Annotated in this window: 23 protein-coding genes; 15 read left to right on the forward strand and 8 right to left on the reverse strand. The window is 71.8% G+C overall.

Going from position 1 to position 26,277, the window contains the following annotated elements:
- Nucleotides 1-254: 254 nt before the first annotated feature.
- Nucleotides 255-1,826 carry an SLC13 family permease gene (locus tag C8K30_RS21405; protein WP_108494910.1) on the reverse strand — a complete coding sequence of 524 codons (1,572 nt, stop codon included), beginning with the start codon at nucleotides 1,824-1,826 and terminating at the stop codon, nucleotides 255-257.
- On the reverse strand, nucleotides 1,826-2,488 hold the full coding sequence (locus C8K30_RS21410) for a gluconokinase (RefSeq protein WP_369940726.1): 663 nt from the start codon (nucleotides 2,486-2,488) through the stop codon (nucleotides 1,826-1,828). The genes C8K30_RS21405 and C8K30_RS21410 overlap by 1 nt, the downstream gene beginning before the upstream one ends.
- A 100-nt stretch (nucleotides 2,489-2,588) precedes the next feature.
- Between C8K30_RS21410 and C8K30_RS21415 the strand changes: the two genes are divergently transcribed.
- The 7 genes from C8K30_RS21415 to C8K30_RS21445 all read left to right on the forward strand — a co-directional run bounded on the left by C8K30_RS21415 (nucleotide 2,589) and on the right by C8K30_RS21445 (nucleotide 10,259).
- A complete protein-coding gene (locus C8K30_RS21415; RefSeq protein WP_108494911.1) occupies nucleotides 2,589-3,290 on the forward strand; it encodes a FadR/GntR family transcriptional regulator in 702 nt (233 codons plus the stop codon).
- Nucleotides 3,291-3,308: 18 nt separating this feature from the next.
- Nucleotides 3,309-4,103 (forward strand): hypothetical protein, encoded by a 795-nt coding sequence (locus C8K30_RS31360; protein WP_233257337.1) that lies wholly within the window; start codon nucleotides 3,309-3,311, stop codon nucleotides 4,101-4,103.
- A gap of 104 nt (nucleotides 4,104-4,207) precedes the next feature.
- Nucleotides 4,208-5,776, forward strand: a complete 1,569-nt coding sequence (locus tag C8K30_RS21425) for a PepSY domain-containing protein (RefSeq protein WP_108494912.1) — start codon at nucleotides 4,208-4,210, stop codon at nucleotides 5,774-5,776.
- An 88-nt stretch (nucleotides 5,777-5,864) separates the two neighbouring features.
- Nucleotides 5,865-6,503 carry a hypothetical protein gene (locus C8K30_RS21430; protein ID WP_108494913.1) on the forward strand — a complete coding sequence of 213 codons (639 nt, stop codon included), beginning with the start codon at nucleotides 5,865-5,867 and terminating at the stop codon, nucleotides 6,501-6,503.
- Nucleotides 6,504-6,526: 23 nt separating this feature from the next.
- On the forward strand, nucleotides 6,527-8,023 hold the full coding sequence (locus tag C8K30_RS21435; protein ID WP_108494914.1) for a HupE/UreJ family protein: 1,497 nt from the start codon (nucleotides 6,527-6,529) through the stop codon (nucleotides 8,021-8,023).
- Nucleotides 8,024-8,043: 20 nt separating this feature from the next.
- Complete coding sequence (locus C8K30_RS21440; RefSeq protein ID WP_108494971.1) at nucleotides 8,044-8,745, forward strand: response regulator transcription factor; 702 nt, start codon at nucleotides 8,044-8,046, stop codon at nucleotides 8,743-8,745.
- Nucleotides 8,742-10,259: a HAMP domain-containing sensor histidine kinase gene (locus C8K30_RS21445; RefSeq protein WP_158281085.1), complete on the forward strand. Its 1,518-nt coding sequence runs from the start codon at nucleotides 8,742-8,744 to the stop codon at nucleotides 10,257-10,259. Before C8K30_RS21440 ends, C8K30_RS21445 begins: the two co-directional genes overlap by 4 nt.
- Before the next feature lie 102 nt (nucleotides 10,260-10,361).
- Here the strand turns inward: C8K30_RS21445 and C8K30_RS21450 are convergent, their stop codons facing one another.
- Nucleotides 10,362-11,375: a zinc-dependent alcohol dehydrogenase family protein gene (locus tag C8K30_RS21450; protein ID WP_108494916.1), complete on the reverse strand. Its 1,014-nt coding sequence runs from the start codon at nucleotides 11,373-11,375 to the stop codon at nucleotides 10,362-10,364.
- Nucleotides 11,376-11,538: 163 nt separating this feature from the next.
- Nucleotides 11,539-12,396, reverse strand: coding sequence for an SDR family oxidoreductase (locus tag C8K30_RS21455; RefSeq protein ID WP_108494917.1), 858 nt, complete (start codon nucleotides 12,394-12,396; stop codon nucleotides 11,539-11,541).
- Nucleotides 12,397-12,487: 91 nt separating this feature from the next.
- Here C8K30_RS21455 and C8K30_RS21460 point away from each other — a divergent pair, with 91 nt between their 5' ends.
- Genes C8K30_RS21460 through C8K30_RS21470 form a run of 3 tightly spaced genes read left to right on the forward strand, consistent with a single transcriptional unit; the run spans nucleotide 12,488 to nucleotide 14,323 of the window.
- Complete coding sequence (locus C8K30_RS21460; RefSeq protein ID WP_255415765.1) at nucleotides 12,488-12,964, forward strand: helix-turn-helix domain-containing protein; 477 nt, start codon at nucleotides 12,488-12,490, stop codon at nucleotides 12,962-12,964.
- Nucleotides 12,965-13,003: 39 nt separating this feature from the next.
- Entirely contained in the window at nucleotides 13,004-13,453 is a 450-nt protein-coding gene (locus C8K30_RS21465; RefSeq protein ID WP_108494918.1) for a DUF6196 family protein, read from the forward strand.
- A gap of 45 nt (nucleotides 13,454-13,498) precedes the next feature.
- Entirely contained in the window at nucleotides 13,499-14,323 is an 825-nt protein-coding gene (locus C8K30_RS21470) for a hypothetical protein (RefSeq protein ID WP_146197551.1), read from the forward strand.
- A 102-nt stretch (nucleotides 14,324-14,425) separates the two neighbouring features.
- On the opposite strand, the gene C8K30_RS21475 is transcribed toward C8K30_RS21470, so the two are convergent.
- The gene (locus tag C8K30_RS21475) at nucleotides 14,426-15,127 is read right to left on the reverse strand and encodes a helix-turn-helix transcriptional regulator (RefSeq protein WP_233257338.1); all 702 of its coding nucleotides are present in this window, start codon (nucleotides 15,125-15,127) and stop codon (nucleotides 14,426-14,428) included.
- Nucleotides 15,128-15,191: 64 nt separating this feature from the next.
- Here C8K30_RS21475 and C8K30_RS21480 point away from each other — a divergent pair, with 64 nt between their 5' ends.
- A complete protein-coding gene (locus C8K30_RS21480; RefSeq protein WP_108494921.1) occupies nucleotides 15,192-15,650 on the forward strand; it encodes an OsmC family protein in 459 nt (152 codons plus the stop codon).
- Nucleotides 15,647-16,066 carry an ACT domain-containing protein gene (locus tag C8K30_RS21485; RefSeq protein ID WP_108494922.1) on the forward strand — a complete coding sequence of 140 codons (420 nt, stop codon included), beginning with the start codon at nucleotides 15,647-15,649 and terminating at the stop codon, nucleotides 16,064-16,066. Before C8K30_RS21480 ends, C8K30_RS21485 begins: the two co-directional genes overlap by 4 nt.
- Here C8K30_RS21485 and C8K30_RS21490 read toward each other — a convergent pair.
- The gene (locus C8K30_RS21490) at nucleotides 16,053-16,898 is read right to left on the reverse strand and encodes an SDR family NAD(P)-dependent oxidoreductase (protein ID WP_108494923.1); all 846 of its coding nucleotides are present in this window, start codon (nucleotides 16,896-16,898) and stop codon (nucleotides 16,053-16,055) included. The genes C8K30_RS21485 and C8K30_RS21490 overlap by 14 nt on opposite strands.
- 107 nt (nucleotides 16,899-17,005) lie before the next feature.
- Here C8K30_RS21490 and C8K30_RS21495 point away from each other — a divergent pair, with 107 nt between their 5' ends.
- The 3 genes from C8K30_RS21495 to C8K30_RS30450 all read left to right on the forward strand — a co-directional run bounded on the left by C8K30_RS21495 (nucleotide 17,006) and on the right by C8K30_RS30450 (nucleotide 24,596).
- Entirely contained in the window at nucleotides 17,006-17,632 is a 627-nt protein-coding gene (locus C8K30_RS21495; protein ID WP_158281086.1) for a TetR family transcriptional regulator, read from the forward strand.
- Nucleotides 17,633-17,851: 219 nt separating this feature from the next.
- On the forward strand, nucleotides 17,852-24,133 hold the full coding sequence (locus C8K30_RS21500; protein WP_233257339.1) for a polymorphic toxin-type HINT domain-containing protein: 6,282 nt from the start codon (nucleotides 17,852-17,854) through the stop codon (nucleotides 24,131-24,133).
- A gap of 253 nt (nucleotides 24,134-24,386) precedes the next feature.
- The gene (locus tag C8K30_RS30450) at nucleotides 24,387-24,596 is read left to right on the forward strand and encodes a hypothetical protein (RefSeq protein ID WP_132235378.1); all 210 of its coding nucleotides are present in this window, start codon (nucleotides 24,387-24,389) and stop codon (nucleotides 24,594-24,596) included.
- A gap of 219 nt (nucleotides 24,597-24,815) precedes the next feature.
- Here C8K30_RS30450 and C8K30_RS21510 read toward each other — a convergent pair whose 3' ends face one another.
- Both C8K30_RS21510 and C8K30_RS21515 read right to left on the reverse strand, forming a co-directional pair.
- Nucleotides 24,816-25,286, reverse strand: a complete 471-nt coding sequence (locus tag C8K30_RS21510; RefSeq protein ID WP_146197552.1) for a hypothetical protein — start codon at nucleotides 25,284-25,286, stop codon at nucleotides 24,816-24,818.
- Nucleotides 25,287-25,337: 51 nt separating this feature from the next.
- Nucleotides 25,338-26,270, reverse strand: a complete 933-nt coding sequence (locus tag C8K30_RS21515; RefSeq protein ID WP_108494927.1) for a tetratricopeptide repeat protein — start codon at nucleotides 26,268-26,270, stop codon at nucleotides 25,338-25,340.
- Nucleotides 26,271-26,277: the final 7 nt, after the last annotated feature.

Raw genomic sequence — 26,277 nt, forward strand, 5'->3', positions numbered from 1 at the left:
GCCGGAGCGGCCGCTGCTGAGGTTCGTTCAGCAGGCTCCAGGAGTCCATGAACCGCTGCATCATGGCGCTCTCGAGCCTGCTGAACCAGACTCAGGAGTGGGTCTTCCGGGGGCCGAAGGCGGACTCGCGCATCACCTGGTGACGACGACCCGGTGACGCCGAGGGGGTAGCGCTGAGGGGGTAACGCCGAGCGAGCAGTGCTCGCTCAGCGTTACCCCCTCGGGTGGGTATGGCGTTCCTGGTCGAAGACCTACTAGACGAAGGCTCCCAGGACCAGGACCACGACCAGGGCCACCACGGAGAGCACCGACTCCATCAGCGACCAGGTCTTGAACGTCTGGCCGACGGTCATGCCGAAGTACTCCTTGACGAGCCAGAACCCGGCGTCGTTCACGTGGGAGAGGAACACCGACCCCGCGCCGATCGCGAGCACGAGCAGCGCGGCGTGGGTGGGCTCGAGGCCCACGGCCAGGGGCGCCATGATGCCCGCGGCAGTGATCGTCGCAACGGTGGCCGACCCGGTGGCGATCCGGATGAGCGCGGCCACCATCCAGCCGGCGAGCAGCGGCGTGATGCCGGCGTCGGCGATGCCGGACGCGATGACCTCGCCGACGCCGGAGTCCACGAGCGTCTGCTTGAAGCCGCCGCCGGCGCCGACGATGAGCAGGATCCCGGCGATCGGCGCGAAGGAGGAGCCGACCAGGTCGCCGATCTGCTGGCGCGTGCGGCCGACGGCGGAGCCGAAGGCGACCAGCGCGACCAGCGACGTGATGAGCAGCGCGACCAGCGGCGTGCCGAGGAACTCCAGCACGGTTCCGTAGCCGGTCTCGGTCGCGCCGGCGATCTCGATCACGGACCGCGCCAGCATCAGGATCACCGGGAGCAGCACGACCAGGACCGAGACACCGAACGAGGGCTTGCGCAGCCCGGCTGTGGCGGACGGCGCGGTGACGGTCGCCGTGGCCGTCGCGTTCGGCGTGGTGCCGTTCGGTGCGGTGCCGTTCACTGCAGTGCCGTTCGGTGTGGTGCCGTTGGGTGCAGTGCCGTTCGGTGCGGTGCCGCCGTCGGCCGGGGTACCCGCACCGCCGTCGGACATGCCCAGGACGGTGACGGGCGGCTCGAGCCGCACCCAGCGGGTGAGCGGGATAGCGAGCAGCGGGCCGGCGACGATCACCGTCGGGATCGCGACCAGGAGCCCGAGCCCGAGCGTGAGGCCCAGGTCGGCGCCGAGGGCGTCGATGGCGAGCAGCGGCCCCGGGTGCGGCGGGACCAGGCCGTGCAGCGCGGAGAGGCCCGCGAGCGCCGGGATGCCGACCAGGATCGGGTTCACGCGCATGCGCCGCGCGACGATCATCACGACCGGGATCAGCAGGACGACGCCGACCTCGAAGAACAGGGGGATGCCGACCACGAACGCGATGAGCGCCATGGCCCAGGGCAGTCGCTTCGCCGGAGTCTTGTCGAGGATGGTGTCGACGATGCTGTCGGCGCCGCCGGAGTCGATGAGCAGCTTGCCGATGATCGCGCCGAGCGCGATGAGCACGCCGACGCCCGCGACGGTGGTGCCGAGGCCCGTGGAGAAGCTGGTGAACGCGTCGGTGAGGCCGGTCCCGGCCACGATCGCGAGCACGCCGGACCCGAGCACGAGCGCCAGGAACGGGTGCATCTTGAGCCACACGATGAGCCCGACGATGACGGCGATACCGATGATCGCCGCGAGGACGAGCTGCGGGGTGGAGGCGGTCGGGCCGGGGTCGGCGGCCGCCTGGGGGAGGGCGGCCGCGGCGGCGGCGCCCTGGGCGAGCAGGCTGGTGGCGTGGAGCATCAGTGGTCCTCAGGCTCTGTGGTGGGCTCGGTCTTGGTCACGGCGGCGCCGGTCGGGTTGGCACTGGTCAGGTTCGTGCCGGCAGGCTCGTCGAGCCGGTGCAGGATCTCGTCGACTATCTGGTCCGGCCGCGGCGTGATGTCGACGGCGAACCCGGGCTCGTCGTCCTCCAGCGGCTCCAGAGCGGCGAGCTGGCTGTCGAGCATCTCCGGCTTCATGAAGTGCCCGGCGCGGCCCTGGATGCGCTCGCGCAGCAGGTCGTAGGAGCCGGTGAGATGCACGAACCGCACGTCGCCCGCCGTCTCCAGCAGGTCGCGGTAGCTGTGCCGGAGCGCGCTGCACGGCACCACCGCGCTGCGCCCCTCGTTGAGCTCCTTGGCGAACCAGTCCCGGATCCCGCGCAGCCACGGCCAGCGGTCCTCGTCGTCCAGCGGGTGGCCGGCGGCCATCTTGGCGACGTTCGCCGGCGAGTGGAAGTCGTCGCCCTCGGCGAACGATGCGCCGAGCCGGCCGGCCAGGAGGGCGGCGACCGTCGTCTTGCCCGACCCGGCCACGCCCATCACGACGATCGCCCGGGGTCTGCGGTCCGTCCCGCTGCTGCCTGTCCCGCTGCTGCTTGTCTGGGTCGAGAACATCTCTGTCTCGGTGACGTCTGCGTCCATGTACCCATCCTCACCCATTGATGACACCATTACGGCGTGATTAATGTCACCAATAGTGCGCCGATCAACTGGTGACAACGGCGCAAACTACGCTAGGAGGATGCCCCCAGTGCTGCACAGCCCCGTTCTCGAGGCCCTGGGCCGACGCATCACCGGCGGCGAGCTGCCCGCCGGGGCGGTGCTGACGCTCGACGGGATCGGAACCGAGTTCGGCGTGTCCCGCACCGTCGCGCGCGAGGCGATGCGCCTGCTCGAAGGGCTCGGGTTGGTCCGCTCCGGCCCGCGCGTCGGGATCGTCGTGCTTCCCCACGCGGCGTGGAACGTGCTCGATCCCCGGGTTATCGCGTGGCGGCTGGACGGTCCCGGGCGCACCTCGCAGCTGCGCTCGCTGACCGAGCTGCGCCAGGCGGTCGAGCCGCTCGCCGCGGCCGGCGCCGCGCGGGGCGCGACGGCGGCCGTCCGCGACGAGCTGGTCGCGACCGCACGCCGGCTGCGCAAGCTGGGCGAGGCGGGCGAGGGCGACCGCGAGGAGTTCCTGGCGCTCGACATCCGGATGCACGAGCTCCTCCTGCGGTCCAGCGGGAACGAGCTGTTCAGCGCGCTCGCCGACGTCGTCGCCGTCGTCATCTCCGGGCGCATCCACCTCGGCCTCATGCCTGCCCACCCCGTGCCGGAGGCTCTCGACGCGCACGAGGCGGTCGCGCGGGCGGTCGCCACGGGCGACGCGGACGCCGCCGAGGAGGCGATGGCGCGCATAGTGCGCGAGGTGCGCGGGGCGCTCGACGGGCGCGAGCAGGGGTAGCTCCGGTATGAATGGGGCGTGCACCCGTCCCGACGCCCCCGCAACGCGCGGGGTCCCGTCGCGGCATCGGTGGCGACGTCGGCCGCGCTGCTGACCCACGTCGCCGGAGGCGGTGCGGTCCCCGGGTGGCTGGGCATCGTCGTCCCGTTGGCGCTGTCGCTGGCCGTGTGCACGGTGCTCGCCGGCCGCCGCCTGTCGCTGTGGCGGACGGCGGTGTCCGTCGCGCTGAGCCAGGTCCTGTTCCACGCGCTGTTCGTGCTGGGCACGCCGGCGGCGGCCGGGGGCGGGACCGGGACCGGGACCGGGACCGGGGCCGGGGCCGGGGCTGCGGGCGCGCACCTGGGCCACGGCGTGCCGGGCGGCCCGGCGACGGTGTCGCCGTTCGCGCGGCTCTCGGCGGGGTCACCTGCGGGATCGTCGGCAGGAATGTCGGACGGGTTGTCGGACGGGTTGTCGGACGGGTTGTCGGCAGGGCTGCTGGCAGGGCTGTCGGCAGGGCTGTCGGCAGGGTCTTCGACGAGCCTGGCGGAGATGCTCCAGGCGGGCCCGGCGATGTGGCTCTGGCACGGTGTCGCCGTGGCGGCGACGGTCGCCGCCCTGTACAGCGGCGAGCGTGTGCTGCTCCGTCTACGCGAGCTCGCCGGGCAGCTGGCCGAGTGGCTGCGCCGCCGCTTCGCGATCCCTGCGAGCGTCGTCCTGCCCTGTCCCCTCGTGCGCGTTCCGGCGCTCGACCGGTTCACGGGTTCCTTCTCGTCTCGTCTCGAGAGGTCGCCGTTGCGGCGTCGCGGGCCGCCCCGCGCGTACGCGGCCTGACCTATCTCATCCACCCACCGGCTCCGCCGTGCCCGCCGTCCTGCCCGGACGCGCCCGGGCCGGCGGCATCGGTGCTGCCCTGACGACCCGAAAGCAACCCATACATGACCAACACCCTTGTTGCCGCGCCCGCAAGCGAGCGCGAGCACCACCAGCAGCTTCAGCACCGGAACCACCCCGGACCTGACCGGCGTTCCGGCTGGTTCGGACAGCTGCTCCTGCGGCTGCACTTCTACGCGGGCATCCTCGTCGGCCCGTTCATCCTCGCGGCCGCGATCAGCGGCGCCCTCTATGCCCTCACCCCGGCGATCGAGCAGGTCCTCTACCGGCACGAGCTGCACGTCCCCGCAACGGGCACGCAGCTGACCCTCGCCGAGCAGACGGCGATCGCCCAGAACTACATCGGCGACGGCGGCGCGACGCCGTCGGCCGTACGCCCCGCGCCCGAACCGGGCGACACGACCCGGATCATGTTCACCGGGGAGGGCCTCGGCGACGGCGAGTCCCGCGCGGTGTTCGTCGACCCGGGCACCGGTGAGGTCCGCGGCGACCTGACCGTGTACGGCACCAGCGGAGCGCTCCCGCTCCGCAACTGGGTCTCCAACCTGCACGGCGATCTGCATCTGGGGGACGTCGGCCGCGTCTACAGCGAGCTCGCCGCGTCGTGGCTCACCATCGTCGCCCTCGCCGGCCTAGGCCTCTGGGTTCGCCGCATCCGGAGGGCCCGTACCAAGAGCTCCATGATGAGGGACCTGGTGCGGCCGGGCCGGAACGGCAGCGGGTACCGGCGGCTGTTCACCTGGCACACCTCGGTCGGCATCTGGGTGTTCCTCGGCGCGGTGTTCCTCTCGGCGACGGGTATCAGCTGGTCGCAGTACGCCGGGGACAGGGTGGGTGACCTGCGCGCGGCGCTCGACTGGGAGACGCCCGCCGTCGACCCGAGCCTCGCTGGATCTGCCGGTGCGGGATCGCCGAGCGCAGGGGCCGACGGCGGGGACGCCGACGCTCCAGGCGCGGCCGCCGCCGTCGGCGAGCATGCCCACCACGGATCTGGTGCACCGGCCGGGGGAGCGGCGGACCCGGCTGCCTGGGCCGAACGGTTCGACGCCGTTCTCGCCACGGCGCAGCGCGCCAACGTCAATACCGGCCTCGTCGAGATCACGCCGCCGGCGGAGCCCGGCACCGCATGGGTGGTGCAGGAGATCCAGCGCAGCTACCCGACCGAGGTCGACGCGGTGGCCATCGACGGCGATACCCTGCGGGTGGTCGACCGCACCGACTTCGCGGAGTTCCCGCTCGCCGCGAAGCTCACCCGCTGGGGTATCGACGCCCACATGGGCTCCCTGTTCGGGCTGCCCAACCAGATCGTCCTGTTCCTGGTCGCGGGCGGGATCGCGGGGATGGTCGTGCTCGGCTACCTCATGTGGTGGAAGCGGCGCCCCACCCGCGAGCCCCGCGCCCTGGCCGGTACCCCACCCCGGCGCGGCGTGCTGCGCGGAGCGCCGTGGTGGGGCATCGCCGCCGTGCTCGCCGGGGCCATGGCGATCGGCTCGTGGCTGCCGCTGGTGGGCTGGACGCTCGCCGCATTCGTCGTCGTCGACATGCTCATCGGCGTCGCTCGCGCCCGCCGGCCGCGTACCGGCGGGGCCCGGGAGCTTCCCAGCATCATTTAGCCGCGATTTGAGGGAACGTTGCGGTGCCGCTGAGCCGTCCGCCTCGAAGGTGGTGTCACCAGCAAGACACCACCTCCGAGGAGACCTCATGAAGATCCGCAAGGCCATCGCCATCGCCTCCCTCAGCCTGCTCCTTCCCCTCACCGCGTGCTCGGCTCTCGTGGCCGAGGGCAGCAGCGAGACCTCGACGACGACGGAGAGCACGGCGTCCGACACCGCTACCGAGACGGACACCGACACGGAGACCGAGACCGACACGGAGACCGAGACCGACGCGACCGACGCGACCGAGGAGGCCACAGGCGAGGCGGCCGCCGGCGAGGCGCCGGCCGGGGCCCCCGCCGGTGGCGAGGGCGGCCCCGGCGGCGCCGACGCGACGACCACCGCGACCTCGACCGACGACCTCGACTCGCTGATCGAGACGGCCCTGGGCGACGCCGGCCTCGGCATCCACCGCGGCCACCAGCCGATCGAGACCGTCCTCGACGAGGTGCTCGGCATCACCCACGACGAGCTGCACGTGCGCATGGACGCCGGGCAGAACCTGGCAACGGTAGCGACCGAGCTCGGCATCGACCCGCAGACGCTCATCGATGCACTCGTGGCCGACTTCCAGCCGGTCATCGACCAGGCGCTCGCCGACGGCATCATCACCGAGGACCAGGCCGCCGACTACACCGAGCAGCTCGAAGAGGCGTTCACCGAGCGCGTCAACTACGAGGGCTGACCGGGCCGACCGGAGGACCGATCATGAACCGGCTCACCAGTCTCCCCCGACGGGCCGCCGCCGTGCTGACGGTGGCGGCTCTCGGGCCGGCCACACTCCTCGGGCTGGCCACGCTGTTCGCCACGCCCGCCAGCGCCCACTCGGTCGACAGCACGGCGGTGAGCGTCGTCGTCGCCGAGGACGCCGTCACGGCATCGATCGACGTCCCGCTCGTCGCGCTCGACGAGGCACTGGGGACGGACCTCGCGTCCGATCCCGGCTCGCTGGAGGGCTCCGCCGACGAGATCACCGCCTACCTCGCCGAGCACCTGACCGTGACGGGCGCCGACGGCGCGGAGTGGGCCGAGTCGTTCGGCGATCTCACCATCGAGTCGATCGAGGGCGTCGACGTCCTGAGCGCCGAGGCCACGCTCGACCCGGCCGGCGCCGACACAGCGGACTTCACGTTCGGATTCGACGGTGTGGTGGCCGACGTCGACGGGCACGAAGCGACCGTCGTCGTCACTGAGGCCGACGGCGACATCTACCTCGCCGGAACCATCGACGCGTCGGACGGGTCGGTCACCGTGGGCGACGCCGTCACGACCGCGACGGAGAGCACGTCCACGGGCGCGTTCGACATGATCGGCTACGGCTTCCACCACGTGCTGGAGGGCGCCGACCACCTGCTCTTCCTGCTGGCGCTCCTGCTGCCCGCGCCGCTGCTGGTCGCCGGGCGGCGGTGGGTCGCGGGCAAACGCCCCGGCGCCGCGCTCGGTTCGGTGGTGCGGATCGCCACGGCATTCACCGTGGGCCACTCGCTCACGCTGATCGCCGCCGCGCTCGGCTGGGTCTCGGTCCCGAGCGCACCCGTCGAGGTCCTCATCGCCGTGTCCGTGGCCGTGGCCGCCGTGCACGCGTTCCGTCCGCTCGTGCGGCGCGGGGAGACGATCATCGCGGCCGTGTTCGGGCTCATCCACGGACTGGCCTTCGCCGGAATCCTCACCGACCTGGGCCTCGAGGGCACGACGTCGCTGACGGCGTTGCTGGCCTTCAACGTCGGGATCGAGCTGGCACAGCTCGTCACGATCGCGCTGACCTTCCCGGCGCTCTACGCCCTGTCCCGCACCCGGTGGTTCACACCCGTCCGGCTCGTCGGTGCGGGCGTCGCGCTCGCGGCCGCGACCGGATGGGCGCTCGACCGCCTGGGGGTGCTGGCCAACCCGTTCGCGGGCCTGGAGGATGCCGCCGTGGCGCACCCGTGGGTGGTCGTCGTCGGGCTCGCCACCCTCGCGACCGTCGCGCTCCTGCACGAATGGTCGCGCCGGCAGGTAGGGAGTGCGGCCGGGAGTGCGGAAGGGCGTGCGGCCGGGAGTGCGGAAGGGCGTGCGGCCGGGAGTGCGGCCGGGCGTGCGGCCGGGAGTGCGGAAGGGCGTGCCGCCGGGAGTGCGGCCGGGAGTGCGGCCGGGAGTGCGGCCGGGAGTACGACAGGGAGTACGACAGGGAGTACGACAGGGAGTACGACAGGGAGTCGGGCATGAGCAGCGGTTACCCTGCGGACATGCCAACGATCCTCCTGGTCGAGGACGATCCGGCCATCCGGTCGACCTTGACTCGCGGGCTGACCGAGCAGGGCGCCACGGTCACCGTCGTCGGGACCGCCGTCGAAGCCATCAAGGCGCTCGCCGCCCACCGGCCGGACGCGGTGATGCTCGACCTCGGCCTGCCCGACCTCGACGGAGCCGACGTGCTGACCATGATCCGGGCCACGAGCGACGTCCCGGTGGTCATCGCGACGGCCCGGGACGACGACGCGGACGTCGTCCGGCTCCTCGACGCGGGCGCGGACGACTACCTCGTCAAACCGTTCTCGGCGGCGCAGGCGCTGGCGCGCGTCCGCGCGGTCCTGAGGCGCAGCGCGGCGGCGGGGGAGCCGGAGGCGGACCGGCGGGTGGTGGTGGGTGAGCTCGTGATCGACCCGCCCGCCCGCTCGGTGTCGCTCGCCGGCCGCGAGCTGGACCTGAACCGCAAGGAGTTCGACCTGCTGCTCGCGCTCGCCACGCGGGCGGGCGACGTCGTGAGCAAGCGGCAGCTGCTCGCCGAGGTGTGGCAGCTGCCGTGGGGTGGCGCCGACCGGACGGTCGACGTCCACCTGTCCTGGCTGCGCCGCAAGCTCGGCGAGACCGCGGCCGATCCGCGGTACCTGCACAGCGTCAGGGGTGTCGGAGTGAAGCTGGTCGACCCGGCGAGACGCCGGCCGTGAGCCCTAGCCTGCTCACCCGGATCCTCGCGCTGGGCGTGGGCGCCGCCGTCGCGGTACTGGTCCTGCTGGCGGTGCCCGTGACCCTGATCGTGGCGCAGGATGCACGCGAGGACGTCGACAGGGCCGCCGAGCTCACCGCGCGGTCCGTCGCTGACACCGCGGCGGGCCGCTCGGGCAGCACGGATGGCACGGGCAGCACGGATGGCACGGATGGCGCCGATGGCACGGACGAGCTCGAGACCGTCGTGGCGAGCATAAACGAGGGCGACGTGCAGGTGACGGTCGTCCTGCCCGACGGCGACGAGGTCGGCGCCGACAACGCGGACTGCGCGGCGTCGGACAGCACGGCGTCGGACAGCACGGCGTCGGACGACACGGCGTCGGACAGCACGGCGTCGGACGACACGGCGTCGGACAGCACGGCATCGGACAGCACAGCGTCGGACGACACGGTGTCGGACGACACGCAGGACGCGACCGTCCCCGGGCCGGGTGGAGCACCCGGCAACGCCCCGGAGGACGTGGCCGGTGGCCGGCTCGTGACGGTCGAGGCGCAGGCGACGTCGGGCGACGTCACGGTGTGCGCGTTCGTGCCCGACGGCGCCGAGAACGCCCAGACCCTCTCGCGGCTCGGTGCCGTCGGGGCAGCAGCGCTCGGGGTGCTCGCCGTCGTCGTGGTGGCCGCCGTGCTTCTTGCCCGCCGGGTCGTTCGTCCGCTCGCCGCGGTGGCCGCCACGGCCGATCGGCTCGCGCGCGGGGACCTCGACGCGCGGGTGCCCGACGACGGGCCACCCGAGGTCCGCCGGGTCGGCGGAGCCCTCAACGGGCTCGCGGCGCGCATCGAGGGGCTGCTGCAGCTCGAGCGCGAGACGGCGGCGGACCTCTCCCACCGCCTGCGCACCCCGCTCACGGCGATCCGGCTCGACGTCGAGGCGCTGCCCGACTCGCCGGCCAAGGCCGAGCTGGAGGATCACGTCGCCCACCTGCAGCGCACGCTGACCTCGGTGATCCGGGCGGCCCGCCGGCCGCAGCGCGAGGGTGCGGCGCCGCGGTGCGACGTCGTCGGCGTCGCCCGCGAGCGGTTCGGTTTCTGGTCGGCGCTGCTCGAGGACCAGGGCCGTGCGACGACGTTCTCGGCCCCGCCCGGCGAGCACCTGGTTGCCTGCGCCGCCGAGGACCTGGCGGCGGCCCTCGACGCCCTGCTGGAGAACGCGGTGGCGCATACACCCGAGGGCACGCCGGTCGCGGTCGAGGTCACTCGCGGGGCCGACGCCGGGCTGGCCGACGCCGGGCTGGCCGACGCCGGGTTGGCGGACGCCGTGGTCGTGGACGTAAAGGACCAGGGACCCGGCGTCCCGGCCGCGGCGCTCGAGCGCGGGCGGAGCGACCGGGGGTCCACGGGCCTGGGCCTCGACATCGCCCGTGCGTGCGCGGAGGCGACCCGCGGGGGCCTCTCGGTCCGCTCCGAGGGCGGGTGGTCGGTCGTGCGGCTGGTCCTCGGGACCGCGTCATGACCGACCACCCGGCGGGCCACCCGGCGGGACCAGGTCCCCTGTCGCCGTGGGGGTCACACCTGCGCTCCGTGGCCGAGGCTCCCTGACCCTCGGCTCTGCTGCTCAGGCCTGCAGCAGCACCTTGATCGCGCGCCGCTCGTCCATGGCGCGGTAGGCCTCGGCCACCTCCGCGAGCGGGAGCGTGAGGTCGAAGACCTTGCCCGGGTCGATCTCGCGCTTCCACACCAGGTCCAGCAGGTGCGGCAGGTAGGCGCGGACCGGCGCGGGGCCGCCGCGGACGCCCTTGTTGCCCCAGAACACCGCGTCGGTGGGCAGGTCGCCGTGCGGGACGCCGACGAGGCCGATCATGCCGCCGGGCCGCGCGACCTGCACCGACTGGGCCCGGGCCTCCTCGGTGCCTACGCACTCCAGCACCGCGTCGGCGCCGATGCCCTCGGTCAGCGCCAGGACCTTGGCGAGGCCCTCCTCGCCGCGCTCCGCGACGATATGGGTCGCGCCGAACTCCTGGGCCACCTTCTGGCGGGACTGGTGCCGGCTCATGGCGATGATCGTCGTGGCGCCGAGCTCGGCCGCGGCGAGGACGCCGCTCAGCCCGACGGCGCCGTCGCCCACCACCACGACGCTCGAACCCGGCCCGACGCCGGCGGAGACCGCCGCGTGCCAGCCGGTGCACATCACGTCGGAGAGGCTCAGGATGCTCGGGATCAGGTCGGCGTCCGGCTCGCCGGGCGTGGCGAGCAGCGTGCCGTCGGCGTTCGGGATGCGGATCTTCTCGGCCTGGCAGCCGTCGAAGCCGCCCCCGTGCTGGCAGTTGGCGTGCATGCCCTTGCGGCACACCGGGCAGGTGTTGTCGCTGTGCAGGAAGCCGCCGACGACGAAGTCGCCCGGCTTGACGGTGGTGACGGCGGCGCCGACCTGCTCGACGACGCCGACGTACTCGTGGCCGATCGGCGTCGGCCGCTTGACCTCCTGGATGCCGCGGTAGCGCCACAGGTCCGAGCCGCACACGCAGGCGGCGACGGTCCGGATGACCGCGTCCGTGGGCTCCACGATGACGGGGTCGGCCCGCTCCTCGAAGCGGACGTCCCCGGTTCCATGAATGATTGCTCCTCGCATGGTCCCCATTCAACACGCGCCGCCGCGATGAGGGAGGCCCCACTGTTACCTGTCTAGATGCGGCCCCAGGTACTGAGAGTGGTTCAGCATGCGGTTACTGCCAGAAACTGGCGTCCATCCCGCAGTAACCGCATGCTGAGCGACAGTCAGCCCGGCGAGCCGGTCAGGCGTGGGCGGAGCGGACGACGTCGGCGAGCGGGGTGGCGGGACGGCCCAGGAGGCCGGCCAGGTCGTCGCTGTCGGTCTCCAGGTCGCCGGCGGCGATAGCGGCGTCGATCCCGGCGACGAAACCGGCCGTGCCGGCGTCGAGGCCGACCTGCTGCAGCTCGACCTCGAACTCCGGGACGGAGAGGTCGCGGTACGCCACCTTGGTGCCGGTGACGTCGCTGATCGTCGCAGCGAGCTCGTCGAAGTCGAACGCGGACCCGCCGAGCTCGTGGACGACCTCGGCGCCGTCGTCGGTGAGAAGCGCCGCCGCGGCTGCGACGGCGAAGTCGGCGCGTGCCGCAGCCGAAACCTTGCCGCCTGCGGTGGCGCCGACGATCTCGCCCCGCTCGAGGTACTGGCCGAGCTGCTGGGTGTAGTTCTCGATGTACCAGCCGTTGCGCAGGATGGTGACCGGGATCCCGGACGCGCGCAGCGCCTCCTCTGTGGCCTCGTGCTCACCGGCGAGCGGGTTGGAGGTGTTGCCCGCCTTGAGGATGCCCGTGTAGGCGATGCGCTCCACGCCCGCGGCCTTGGCGGCGTCGATCACCGCGGTGTGCTGGGCGACGCGCCCGCCCGGCTCGCTGCCGGAGACCAGCAGCAGGCGGTCCACCCCGGCCAGGGCTGCGGGCAGCGTCTCGGGGCGGTCGTAGTCGCCCTCGCGGACCTGCACGCCGCGCTCGGCGAGGTCGGCGGCCTTGCTGGGCGTGCGGACGATAGCTACGAGATCCGAGGCGGGGACACCGCGGGACAGGAGCTCCTCGACGACGATTCGGCCGAGCTGGCCGGTGGCCCCGGTGACGGCGTAGGTGGTCATAACACTCTCCATTGCTTGGGCAGTTGCCAGTGGGTAGCACTAACGAATCGAAAGTACACCACATTCCGAGAGTGCGCGGTACTCTGGTTCCGTGAGCATCACCGACCTGGAGTCAGCCGACCTGGAATCCGACGCGCTGGGATCCGCCGATCCGGAATCCGACGCGCCGGCCGACGACCCGGCCGACGGGCCCTCGCAGGAGCTGGTGGCGGACGTCTTCGCGCGCGGGTGCACGTCACGGGCCGCCTTCGACGTCGTCACGTCCAAGTGGGCCTCGCTCGCCCTGCTCGCGCTGGGGGAGGGCAGCTATCGGTTCAACGCGCTGCGCCGACGCGTCGAGGGTGTGAGCGAGAAGATGCTGTCCCAGACGCTGCAGGCGCTCGAACGGGACGGCATGGTCACGCGCGACGTCGTCACCACGATCCCGCCGCGCGTGGAGTACGGCCTGACGCCGCTCGGCGAGCGCGTCGCGGAGAAGCTGCGCGCTCTCGCCGACCTCCTCGAGGCCACGGCTGCCGAGGGCGCCCTCGGGGAAGCGCCGGCGGGGTCGGACGGGCACCGCGCCTAAAGCCTCGACGACGTGCTTTCTGGGGCCTAGCCTCCGCACATGGTGAGCATCAGTACCGAGAGCGCCGAGCAGATCGAGGCACGGCTGGTCGAGGTCATCTCCGAGGCCGAGTTCGTGGTCCATGACGGATTCTGGCAGTTCGAAGAATCAGCCGTCCCGCCGATACTGACCGCCGAGGTGCTGGCTGTCGTGCGGGACGAGGACGTGTGGAGCAGCCTCGTTCCCGCGCCGACGGATACGGCGCGAAGCGCAGCGGCCGAACGGTTCGGGCTGTTCTCGTTCCACTTTCCGCACGCCGCCGACAACAGCGGGTTCGTCGGGTGGCTCGCCTCGCACCTGAAGCACGAGCTCGGCACCGGCGTGTTCGTCGTCTGCGGCAGCAACACGTCGCGCGGCGGGATCTTCGACTACTGGGGCTGCCCGGACAGCCTGCTGGACGAGGCCGTCGCCGTGGTCGAGCGGCTGCGGTCGAGGGCTGTCGCGACCTGAGCCTTCGGCGCCCGCACGACCGGTCCGGGCGCTACGATCGCCCGGGTGACAAACCAGGACATGATGGGCGAGGCGCCAGGCGGCGCCACGCATGGTGGCGCCGCGCAGGGCAGTGGTGCGCAAGGCAGTGGTGCGCAGGGCAATGGTGCGCAGGGCGGCCCGACGTCGGGCGCCGAGCCGGTCTTCTCCCCGGACGCGCACCGGCTGGACCTCGGGCGGGTCGGCGCGATCACGCTCCTGGTCGGCATCGTGCTGACCGGGCCGCTGGCGTGGGCGTGCGTCCAGGCGGTCGTGACCGACCCGGACCCCGCGGCCAAGGGGATCGCAGGCTTCTTCGGGCTGTTGTTCGGCGGGCTGTGCCTGCTGTTCCTCGGCAGCTACATGCGGGTGACGCGGCCGCGCGGCATCGTGATCGACGTCGCGGGCATCTGGTTCTGGCACGGCAGGTCGTGGGACCTGATCCGGTGGACCCAGGCGGCGCGGGTCGGCCTGTCGTACGAGACGCCGCCGGAGCTGCCGACCATCGGCGGGCCCGTCGACCACCTGAAGGCCAAGGTGAGCGGCTGGCTCAAGGACAAGATCTACGCCGTCCTGCGGGTGACCGACAAGCGGGGCATCGCCCTGGAGATCGTGCCGATGCGCGAGGAGGAGCTGGGCGAGCTGCCGCGCCTGCTGCGCTACCGCGCCAAGGACCCCGCGCCGACGCCGGGTATGCCGCCCGTGCTGTGGCGCGTGCGGCTGCCCGCGGGTTACCACTCGTTCGAGAAGTTCGTCGCAGCGGGCGAGCGGTTCGGCGGGCACACGTGGGAGGGCTGGTTCCGCCGGCAGTGGAGCGGCGGCGCCGGGCGCGGGGCGCGCCTGGCGGAGTGACGGCGGGTGTGACGGCGGGAGTGACGGGCGACCTGCTCCGGCTTCCCGAGCGTCGTCTTCCCGTGCGTCGGTTCGCCGTGCGCCGGTTCACCTAGCGCTAGTTCACGCGGCGCCGGCGTCGGCCAGGTTGATACCCCACGCCTCGCGGACGAGCTCGCGCCCTGCCTCGGTGACGTCCAGGCCTCGGCCGGACCGGTGCCGGGTCACCCATCCGGCGTCGAGGAACCGCGTCCCGACGGCGGAGCCGAGCGCACCCGCCAGGTGCGGTCGGCGCTCGGTCCAGTCCAGGCACGCGCGCGTCGTGGCGCGCCGGGCGGTGACGGCGCCGTCGACGTCCACGCCCAGCTCGCGTAGGCCGACGGCGCCGGCGTCGGTGAGGGCGAGCTCGTCGCGGCCGGCGAGCCATCCTGCGTGGACCCAGGCGTCCGTGAGGCTGATGCCGAGGCGTCCCGCGAGGTGGTCGTAGCAGAACCGCGCGGCGGCCAGGTACTCGGCCCGGCGGCTCCGCCGGTAGCCCGAGACGGGCGCGGCGTCGGCGAGCATGCCGAGGGACTCCAGCGCGGTGGCGACCTCCTGGCCCGCGAGGGAGTAGTAGCGGTGCCGGCCGGTGGCCCGGCAGGTCACGAGGCCGGCGTCGACCAGGACGGTCAGGTGCTCCGACGCCGTCGACGCGCTCACCCCGGCGGCCAGCGCCAGCTCGCCCGCGGGGCGGCTGGTGCCGTCCATGAGCAGGTTCAGGAACGTGGAGCGGGCCGGGGTGGACAGCGCCCTGCCCACGGCGGTGAAGTCTCGGTCCCGGCTCATCGACCGACCGTACGGCGGGGACATTTCGGCGTCCACCGAAGCGTCCCGGGCCTACGGTCCAGCCATGACCTCCTACCCCTATGTCACCCGGCTGCACTGGGCCGGTTCCACCGGCGCCGGCGTCCGCTCCTACTCGCGCGACCACGTCGCCGTCGCGCCGCCCGCGACCGCCGTGGTCGAGCTGAGCGCGGACTCGGGCTTCCGTGGCGACCCCGACCGGCTCAACCCCGAGCAGCTTGTGGTCATGGCGGCGGCGTCGTGCCAGATGCTGTCGTTCCTCGGCGCCGCCGCCCGCGCCGGGACGGACGTGCTGGCCTACGACGACGAGGCCACCAGCCACCTGGACCTGACGGCGTCGCCCGCTCGCCTCACCGCGATCCGCCTGGCCGTGACCGTCCAGGTCGCCGCCGGGACCGACGAGGGCCTGGTACAGGAGCTGGCCGAACAGGCCCACCGCAGCTGCTACGTCGCGAACTCGCTGTCCGTGCCCGTCGAGGTCACCACCGCGGTGACGTTCGGATGAGCGCCACCATGCAGGATCTCGAGATCACTCTGCCCGACCGCCCCGGCGCCCTGGCGGACCTGGGGCAGGCCCTGGGCGAGGCCGGCGTGAGCCTGGAGGGCGGCGGCGTGTTCACCCATCAGGGCCGCGCCGTGGCGCACTACCTCGTCGACGACGGCGCCCGCGCGCTCCAGGCGGTCACCGCGGCCGGCCTCGGTCCGGCCGCCGTGCGCGATGTGATCCTGACCCGGCTGGACCAGGAGACACCGGGCCAGCTCGGCGCGCTGGCGCGGCGGCTGGGCGACGCCGGGGTGAACGTGCTGGTCCAGTACAGCGACCACGTGGGCAACCTGGTGCTGCTCGTCGCCGACGACGACGTCGCGGCCTGCCGGGAGATCGTCGCGAGCTGGGGGAGTCGCCGGCTCAGCGCGCAGTGACGCCGACCAGCTCCGCCGAGCGCTCCCAGAGGCGGCGCGCGAGGTCGGCGTCGCGCGCCTGGGGGTTGACGCGGCGGGCGATGCGGCCGCCCTCGTAGTATGCGCCCGACTGCCAGTCGACGCCCGGTTCCGTCTGCGCGAACCGGACCAGCTGCGCGGCGCCCCTCTCGGGCGTTGTCAGGACCAGCTTGCCGATCCGGCTCTGGTAGAGCGGCCGGAAGAAGCTGGTGCTCTCGGCGCCGAAGTTCGTCGCGACGCCGCCGGGGTGGAAGGCCGCCGCCGACAGGCCCTGGTCGTGGAAGCGGCGGTGCAGCTCGACGGTGAACAGGATGTTCTCGAGCTTGGCCGTGCCGTAGGCGAGGTGCGGCGTGAAGTCCCGGTCGTGGTCGAGGTCGTCCACGTCGAGCCTGCCGAAGAGCCGCGCCCCCGCGCTCGACGTCTGGATGGCCGCGGCGCGGCTCGCCAGCAGCTTGTCCAGCAGCAGGCTGGTGAGCAGGAAGGGTGCCAGGTGGTTGACCTGCACCGTCCGCTCGAAACCGTCGACGGTCTTGGTGCGGTCACCGAGGATGCCCCCGGCGTTGTTGGCCAGGACGTCGATCCGCGGGTAGGCCTCGTCGAGCTCGGCGGCCAGGCGGCGCACGTCGGCGAGGCTGGTGAAGTCGGCTACGAAGTGGTCCGCGGACAGCTCGCGGGCGACCTTCTCGGTCTTCTCCGGTGAGCGTCCGACGACGGCGACGCGGTGGCCGGCCGCGGCGAGGGCGCGGGCCGCGGCCGCGCCGATCCCGTCGCTGGCGCCGGTGATGACGATGGTCTTGGGCGAAGGGGTGTCCATGTGACACAGAATGCAACGTGTGGCACAGTGTGTCAACAACGGCGCGTCGTGTAACCTCGTCGCACCATGGACCGGATCGCGGACAGGCACGCATGAACCACCAGCGCATGAACCACCAACGCACGAACCAGGCACGCACCGGACTCAGGGAACGCACGCGGCGAGCGATCCAGAAGGAGATCACCGAAGCCGCAGAGCGGCTCTTCGTCGAGCGCGGGTACGAGGCCACGACCATCGGGCACATCGCCGAGGCCGTCGGCATGTCCCGCCGAACCCTCTACCGGTACTTCGCGACCCGGGAGGACATCGTCCTCGGCAAGCTGGACCTCGTGGCCGACGACCTGCTCGCCGCGCTGCGCTCGCGGCCCGGCGACGAGCCGCTCTGGACCTCCCTGCGGCACTCGTTCGACCTGCTCGTCGCGCACTTCGACGACGTATGGAAGGTCGAGTTCGCGGAGCCCATGCAGCGCATCATCTTCGGCACGCCCGACCTCCTCGGGCGCTACCTGGAGAAGCTCGAGCGGATGCAGGGCGCGGCCGAGCTGGTCGTGCGCGAGCGGGCTGAGACCACAGGCACCCCGTGGGCCGACGACGACCCCACTCCGCGTGCCGTCGTCGGCGCGGCATTCGGGTGCCTCGTGGCCGCCCAGCACGCGTGGTTCGCCGGCGGCGCCAAGGAGAAGTTCGGCGTCATGATCGACCGGGCCATGGCCGCCGTCGTGCCCCGCGACTGAGGCGCGCAACGCGCACCGCGCGATGTCAGGGCGACCCCGGCCGCGCTGATTTCGCCCAGTTTTCCGCTGGGCTCGCGGGGCTCTGACCTGCGCAATTACCGCCCCCTAAATGCATACGTATCGGTAATGCGGGATAAACCAGTTGTCGGACCCCGTCCAGTCTGATCACACTCGTTGTCGGGTAACTGCTCAGGAAACACACCAACACGGGGGTTGGCGATGTCCGAAGCACGTGCGCACCACCTTGCGATCACCTGGCTGGAACGGCGCTGGCTGGCGGTCGCGATAGCCGTCGGGTTCTCGGCATCGCTGCTGATCGCGGTGGCGCCGTACGAGCCCGCCGAGGCGGCCTCGGTCCCGCAGGCCACGGCGGGCGAAGGGCCCGCCGACCGGCCGATGCCGGACGGGGTGCGGCGCTCCACCGCCTACGCGGAGGACGAGCGCCCGCCGGTGGTCCCGGAGGCCGTGCCGGCCGGCGGCGAGCCCGCCGAGGTCGCCGCGAGCGAGTGGCGCACCCTCACGTCCGAGACCCGCGCGTTGGAGGCGGCCGCCGGCTTCGCCGGCATCGACCTGCGCCCGGGCTTCCTGCTCGGCGACACCTCCCTGGTCCTCTACTTCGACGAGGGCGACGTCGATCCGGACTGGACCGCCGCCGTCGTGCGGCTGTACGAGGGGGACGACCAGACCGAGCAGGAGTCGGTGCGGCTGACCCGCGCGGAGCTGGAGGGTCCGCGGTTCTGCGGCGACGCGGACTTCTGCCGTTCCTTCGGGCGCGACGACGGCTGGGAGCTCGACCCGGACAAGCGCTACTTCGTGACGGTGGCCGCCGTGCTGCCGGGTGGCGACGAGGTCGTCTCGGAGCCCTCGGGCGCGTCCCGGCCGCGCGCGACGATCCTGCCGCCCAGGATCCCGGACGACCAGGCGGCGGGCTGCGGGTGCGAGAACGCGCTGGCGCCGACCGCCGTCGGGCAGGCGCAGCGGGGCGTGGGCGTCAACACGGGCACCGGCGCGTTCGTGCGGGTCGAGCGCGACATGCAGATGGCCTCGTTCGGGATCCCGTTCGCGAGCGCGCGCACCTACTCCTCGGCGAACAACCGGCAGGGCCCGCTCGGCGTCGGCTGGGCGTGGTCGTACGACATGCGCGTCACGCAGACGGACGACGGCGTCATCGTGCGCGCCGAGGACGGCGCCGAGGCGGTCTACACCCCGGACGGCGACGGATACACCCGCCCGCCGGGCGTGCGCTCGAACCTGAGGCGGGACGGCGACGGCTGGGAGCTGGTCACGCCGAGCCAGGTGACCTACAGGTTCGGGGCGGCCGGCCGGCTCGACGCCGTGCTCAGCCCGCGCGACGACGGCGTCCGCCTGGCCTACGTCGAGGCCGATGACCGAGGCGATGGGGGCGGCAGGGACGAGGACCGCGACGAGATCAGGATCACCGACGCCTCGGGGCGTACGGCCGTCGCCTACCTCGAGGACGGGCTGATCAAGAAGCTCGCCCTCCCGGACCGCCGCCAGGTGCGCTTCGAGTACACCGACGGCCTGCTCACCAAGGTCAAGGACGCGCGCGGGAACCTGTGGCAGTACCGGTACGACGCCGAGGGCCGACTCGCCCAGGTGATCGACCCGCACGAGGTCGTCGCCGTGCACAACGAGTACGGCATCGGCGGCCGCGTGGTCACGCAGCGCGACGGCGTCGGCGCCGAGATGTCCTTCGCGTGGGACGCCGGGAAGCAGGAGGCGCGCACCACCGACGCGGACGACATCTCGGTCTACGACGGCTACCGCGGCAACGTGCTGCTCTACAGCCAGCGCAGCACCGGCGACGCCGACAACCACCGCTACAACCGGCGCCTGGACCGCAACCTCGTGGTCAACGGGAACCAGTTCCAGCACGTGGTGCGGTTCGACGCGCAAGGCAACCCGACCCAGGCGGTGGCGCCGCAGGGCTTCGACGAGAAGGCGAAGTACGACGACCGGAACAACCCGATCGAGTACACGGACGCCAACGGGAACGTCTGGAAGAACACGTACAACGAGTTCAACGAGCTGGTCCGCAGCGTCGACGCCGAGGGCAACGACGTCAGGCACGTCTACGACGACCGCGGCCTGCGCACCTCCACCACCGACCAGCGGGACAAGGTCACGCGGTACGAGTACCTGCCGGACGGCGAGGAGAACGCCGGGCTGCTGTTCGCCGTCGTCTCGCCGGAGGGGCGCCGCACCGAGAGCTTCTACGACAAGACCGGCCGGCAGGTCGCGCAGACAGACCCGCGCGGGACCGCCGACCCGCGCCAGCGGCGGCACTACACGACCGAGACGAAGTACGACGAGCAGGACCGTGTGGTCGAGGTCGAGGAGCCCGGCAAGCACCGCGGCTGGCGCACCGTGTACGACGACGTCGGCCGGCTCGCCGAGGAGATCACGCCCGAGGGCGTCGTCACCAGGACGACGTACCTCGACAACGGCCTGCAGTCGCGGGTCGAGGGCGGCGGCCGGGTGGTGACCTTCGGGTACACGGACGCCGGACGGCGCGAGTCCGAGAGCGTGCGGATGAAGGGCGACGACCTGACGACGTCGTACACGTACGACGCGAAGGGCCTGGTCAAGACGGTGACCTCGCCGCGCGGCAACGTGCCGGGCGCGAACAAAGCCGACTTCACCACCGAGTACTTCTACGACGCGAACGACAACCCGATCCGGATGCGCATGCCGTACCCGGGCGGCGGGCACACGGACCGGGACATCAAGGTCGACGCGCTGGACCGCACGACGGCGTCGATCAACGAGCTGAACAAGACCTCCAGCTTCGAGCGGAGCAACACCGGTCAGGTCGACTCGGTAACGGACACCAAGGGCCGTACCACCAAGATGGCGTACGACAAGAACGGCCGGCAGACGGAGCGGACGGACGCGGGCAACAAGACCACCCGCACGGAGTTCGACGCCGCGGGCAACAAGATCAAGGAGATCTCGCCGACCGGCGGCATCACCACGTACGCGTACACGGACGACGGCCTGCTCGCCGCGGTGACGGAGCCGCGCGGCAACGTCGCGGGCGCCGACAAGGCGCGGTTCACCACGCGGTACGAGTACGACCTGGCGGGGAACCGGGTCCGGGAGATCGACCCGCTCGGCAATACGACGTCGACCGCGTACGACGCGACCAACCGGCCCACCGAGATCACGGACGCGCGTGGCGGGACCACCTACTACGCCTACCGCGACGACGGTCAGGTCAGCCATGTCAGACAACCGGACGCGCCGAAGCTGCCGCCTGTCTCGCAGGCCTTCGCGACGGTGCTCTCGTACGACCGGGACGGGCGTGTGGTTGGCGTCCGCGACCCGCAGGGCGGGCGCGCGAGCGTCACCTACGACGACGCGGGTCGCCCCGTGATCAGCACCGACCAGCTCGGCCGGACCACGCACACGAGGTTCGACGCCGAGTCGAACGCGGTCTCGAGCATCACGACCGACCGGCACGAGGACCTGGACGACCTGACGGAGGCGGAGCGGGCCGAGCGCACCATCTCCTCGGTGTACGACCTGCGCAGCCGCCTGACCAGCCAGCAGGTCGGGTCCGCCGGTCCGGAGTACACCTACGGCTACGACGCCAAGGACCGGACGACGTCGTACGGCGACCCGCTGGGCGTGCGCACGGTGACGTACGACGACGAGGACCAGATCACGAAGGTGGTCCGCGAGGAGGCGAACCAGGACGCCGAGACCTTCACCTACGGGTACGACCAGCGCGGCAACATCACCGCGCGGACCTACCCCGACGGCACGAAGATCACCTCGACGTACGACGACGACTCGCGGCTCGCCTCCACGACGGCGTCCGCCGGGTCGATGGGCGCCAGCAGCGCGCGCTGGGAGTACGCGTACGACGTCGCCGGGCGCCGGACGGCGACCACGCTGCCGGCCGCCACGGGCCTGAGCGAGAAGCGGGAGTACGACGACGCGGGCCGGCTCACCTCGATCGGCACGGAGCGCACCGGGGAACCGGTGGACGGCGTGCAGGACCCGGTGTCCGCGTTCGACCTGACGCTCGACGAGGTCGGCAACCCGACCCAGGTGATGACCACGCGCGGCGGCGTCACGGAGGGGGTCGCCTACGCGTACGACGGCGCGAACCGGGTGACGGACGCCTGCTACGCGGCGCACGAGTGCGACCGGGGGAGCAAGGCCGCGGGCCGGATCTCCTACGAGTACGACCTGCTCGGCAACCGGACCGAGCAGAAGCGGTCGGGCTCGGCGGGCCACGACGTGACGCGGTACTCGTACGACGACGCGAGCCAGCTGACCAGGGAGCTCACGGTCGGCAAGGAGGGCGTCGAGCGCAAGGAGTACGAGTACGACGTGCGCGGCAACCAGACGCGCGCGGGCGACGACCGGCTCAAGTACAACCTGGACAACACGCTGGCCGAGGCGACGGTCGGCGGCGTCCTGACCCGGTACACGTACGACGCGACGCGGATGCGCCTGGACGCCATCACGGGGGTGGGGAACGGCGCGAAGACGCGGCACTGGTCGTGGGACGTCAACGGTTCGCTGGAGAACATCGCCGTCGACACGGTGACCGACGTGAACGGGATGGTGACCAGCCGGCAGGCGTTCACCTACGGGCCGACGGACGAGCCGCTGGCACTGCTGGAGGCGCAGGGCGGGGCGCACGCGTACACCCACGACTGGCTGGGCGGCGTGGCGAACATGCTGTCGCCGGACGGGCAGGTCGAGGAGGGGTACGACTACGACCCGTTCGGGAACCCGCGGCAGGGGACGACGCTGGCGGCGGCCGTTGCCGAGGAAGCCGGGGGTGCGGCAGCGGAGAGCGCGGGTGGCGCTGAGGCGTCGGACGATGTGGCATCCGAGGATGCCGAACCGGCGACCGAGCTGAAGAACCCGATGCGGTTCGCCGGCGCGTACCTCGACCCGACCACGGGTGAGGGCAACTACGCCATGCGGGCGCGGAACTATGACCCGGGTACAGGGCGGTTCTCGTCGGTGGACCCGGCCGGGGCCCAGCCGATGGGCTCGTCGCCGTACACGTATGCCGGTGGCAACCCGATGGTCTACACCGACCCGACGGGCGAGATGGAAGAGGCCGGGCCTACCGGCGGTGGCACCACCTCCAACCCGAACGATCCGGGCGCGGAGGTGGAAGGCCCGAGCGCCGAGGATGTCGCGAAGGCGCAGCAGCTCGAGTCGAAGTCGATGCTGGACGTGATCCTGGAGGCCGGCGGACAGATCCTCATGGAGTTCTTGGGGATCACTGACCTCATGAACTGCCTCGGTGGCGACCTCGGTGCGTGCGTGATGTTGGTGGTCGGTGCGCTGCCCTGGGGCAAGATCTTCAAGGCCGCGAAGATCGGCGAGGCCATCTACAAGGCCGGCAAGGCCGTGATGGCCTTCTCCGGCGAGCTGAAGTGGGCCAAGCAGATCCTCTCCGGCGCCAAGAAGGCGAAACAAGCGGCGGAGGCCGCGAAGGCCGCGGCCGCAAAAGCCGCGCGGGCAGCTGCCGAGAAGGCGGCCAAGGCGAAGGCCGCGGCGGCCGCCAAGATCAAGAGGCTGGCGGCAGAAGCGAAGGAAAAGGCGAGAGCTGACGCCGCCAAGAAGAAGGCTGACACAACGGGCAAGGGGGACACGTGTAACAGCTTCTTGCCCGGCACTCTCGTTCTGCTGGCAGACGGGAGTCGAAAGCGGATCGAAGATCTTGAACCTGGTGACGAAGTGCTCGCAGGGGACGAGAAGACCGGCGACCGATCGGGCGCCCGCCTGGTCACCGCGTCCATCACCGGCACGGGTGAGAAGACCCTGGTCACGGTGACGATCCGGGACAACGACGGCGACAAGCAGAAGGTCGTTGCCACGGACGAGCACCCGTTCTGGAGTCCCGACAAGGGCATCTGGGTCGATGCGATCGACCTTCGGTCCGGTGACTGGCTCAAGACGAGCGCCGGCACGTGGGTTCAAGTGGCGGGCGTCGAGGTCGAGCACAAGCGCGCGGTGGTGCACAACCTCGCGGTGGACCGTGACCCGACGTACTACGTGGGTGCCGGTGATGCGGCCGTACTGGTCCACAACTGCGGCCCGACCGAGGCAGACGCACAACTTGCCCAGAACCGGGCTTTTGAGATCAACGCGAGCCGGAACGACTATCCGAACGCGGACGTGGCCGGGACCACGGCGGTCCTGGGCGTGTTCAATACGAGTACGAGGGTGTGGTCGACTCGCGTGGCGATCAACGGCACAGGCCAGCTTCCTCCTGGGACGCTTCGGCCAGGTGAGACGTTTGTGGGAGGGGCGGGTCACGCGGAGGAGACCATCTTGGGCGCGCTGGGCCCGGACGAAGTGGTGGGTTTCGGCGGGGTCAACCGCAACATCTGCAGGGATACTTGTTTCCCGCAGCTGAACGGTCCGGGGATGCAGTTTGGTGGAACCCTCGGGGGGCTCGCGGACAAGACCCCGTTCTCCTATTTCTGGCACGAGGGATGGTGAGCAGGTGCGAGAAGGTTCGCTTGCGCCCGGGATGACGATCCGGATATCGGCGGAGCCGGCGGATGCCCGGGTGGTGGGGACACGCCCCGGCCGGATCGTCATCGACTGGCCCTGGAACCGGAGTGATCCGGTCTCACCACATCCGTGGCCCGGGACAGCCGAGTTTCCGGTGGATCCGACCGCGTACGCATGGCGGAACACTCCGTGGCGGATCGAACCAGAGCCGGCGACGCTCGCGGTCGGGAGCAGCTGCATGATCGGGATTCCGCCGCTCGTCGCCCGGGTGCGCGCCGTCATCGGCTATGACCCTGTGTTCGAGTACGGAATCCTGCCCCGTCCGGACCTGGTGGTCGGGGCGGTCGACGTCGCCTACGAGGGTGACGATGAGGCGGGGTTCACGGTCTACCTCGGTACCGAGGAGCCCATAGAAGTCGAGGCTGTGTCCGAACAGGAGGACGAGTAGCTCTGCGGTTCGCGCGCTGGGCCACCTCGCCGTGCCGTCCAGGCCTCGGAGTCCGCCGAGACGGTCTCTGCCTCTCCGGCGAGCTCCGCCAGGAGCCGTCCTGTCTTGGCCGATCTCTTGGCTGATCGGGCATCGACGCCGCTGTCCCCAGTCACGGCCAGGGACCCTACCGCACGGGCACCACGGCATTGCTCCGGCTGCCTCGGCGCGATCCGACCGTCAGGCGACGTCGACGTGCTTGCGCGCCGCTTCCACGAAACCGAAGATGCTCGTCTTGGCCACGTCGCGCGCGTGCGAGAGCTCCTCCTCCGGGAGGTCCGACGACAGGAGGTCGACGTCGTCGATCGCCTGCTGGCCCAGCGCGATCAGCTCCTTGGACTCCGTCACGAGCTGGACCCGGAAGAGCGCCTCGAGTGCGCTCGTTCGCAACCGGTAGGTCTCGTAGCGGAGCGACTCGGGGTCTCCACCGCGCTGCGCGTGCTCCGCGAACCAGCGGTCGATCTGGGCGCGGCGCAGATTTACGAGCGCCCCGCCGAACGTCGTGTACGCGCTGACCCGCTCCTGGCGCAGCCGCTCGTTGCGCGCGAAGCGCTCGGCGTCCGCCCGGTTCCGTCGCTGGAAGTAGTGCGTCGCCAGCGAACCGAGCAGTGTTCCGACGACGGCGACGACGCTGGTCACGATGATTTCCACGGGCCGAAGCCAACCATGCCGGGTCGTCGTTGAGAAGTCCGCGCCGAGCCGTCAGTCGTCGTGCTCGGTTGCGCCGAAGAAGTGCAGCTCGCCGAGCCATCGGACCGGCTGACCGACTGGCAGCGCATCGTGGCCGAGGTCAGGCAACGGCACGAGTGACCAATCGATGGACGCGCGTTCGTCAGCGGCCCGGCGAACCGCCTCACGTAGCCCGGATTCCTCGCGCCCGATGCCGGGAAGGTGCGTCCACACGCCGCACTCGTCGTCCAGGCTCGCGCCGCGATGGGCCAGCCACTCGTCGAGGTAGTCGTCGGCGGCGCTGCGGACGGAGGACGGATCGGTGAGCAGCCAGACCCAGCCCTTGGTGCTCCCGCTGTGCCCGACGAGGTGGGTCATCTCGAGGACATAGAAGCCGTGGGGATGGTGGGTGACGAGCCCGCCCGGCGGCTCGGGGAGCTCGACGTCCCGCAGCTGTTCGACTCGGGCCCTCGCGATGTCGTCGTAAGGATCGAGGCGGAGCGCTTCCCCATAGGCCTCCGCCGCGGCGTCAGGCTCGCCCAGCCAGTGCAGGGCGCACGCGCGCGAGAACCACACGAGGTTGGAGACGCTCTGCAGGGCGAGCGCGCGCTCCGCGGCCCGTGCGACCCTGGCCGCCAGGTCGCGGCCCAGCTGGTCGTCCTCGTCCAGCCCGGCGGGCGGTGCGTACTGGTGCTCGAAATGATCCTCGCCCGTGCCGACCTCGTCGTTCAGATGTGCTCGCAGCGTGCCGAGCTCCAAGAGTGTCAGGCCGACGGCGCTGGTGGCGTCGTCCGGAACGACCGCCTGGATGGCGGCATAGGCCGCCCGGATCTCCTCTTCGTCGTCCTCCAGCTCCTCGACGGAGTCGTATTCGGCGGCCTCCCAGTAGTACTGAAGGTGCGAGCTCGCGTCCCTGCGGGCCGCATCCAGGTCCAATGCGCTGTTCGTCTCGAATGCGCTGTTCATTAACGCC

This window comes from Promicromonospora sp. AC04, assembly GCF_003058225.1.
Taxonomy (GTDB): domain Bacteria; phylum Actinomycetota; class Actinomycetes; order Actinomycetales; family Cellulomonadaceae; genus Promicromonospora.